The 239-nt window shown below is 64.9% G+C and carries 1 protein-coding gene; it reads right to left on the reverse strand.

Annotated features, from left to right (window positions below):
* Positions 1 to 239, reverse strand: a 239-nt coding sequence (locus EOD29_RS34725; RefSeq protein WP_164764086.1) for a hypothetical protein, incomplete at both ends; no start/stop codon positions are given.

Consider the following 239-nt stretch of genomic DNA (forward strand, 5'->3'; position numbering starts at 1 on the left):
GCAGCGCCCGCTGGATATAATAGAGCGGCGAGAGCAGCGGCTGGAATGCATCGCCTCCTCCACCGGACAGCAAGACGACGCGGCGGCGCTTGAAGGCGTCGTCGAGCAGATGGACTGCGCCTGCCGTCGCGCCGTTGTCGACGCTGATGCGTGCGAAGTCATTGCGCATTTCGAAGGGAGCGGTGATCGAACTCGTCGCGACGCTTTGGCCGGGTCGGAAATCCGCCCTGCCATTGGCG

The sequence above is a fragment of the Mesorhizobium sp. M1A.T.Ca.IN.004.03.1.1 genome (assembly GCF_003997555.1).
GTDB lineage: Bacteria > Pseudomonadota > Alphaproteobacteria > Rhizobiales > Rhizobiaceae > Mesorhizobium.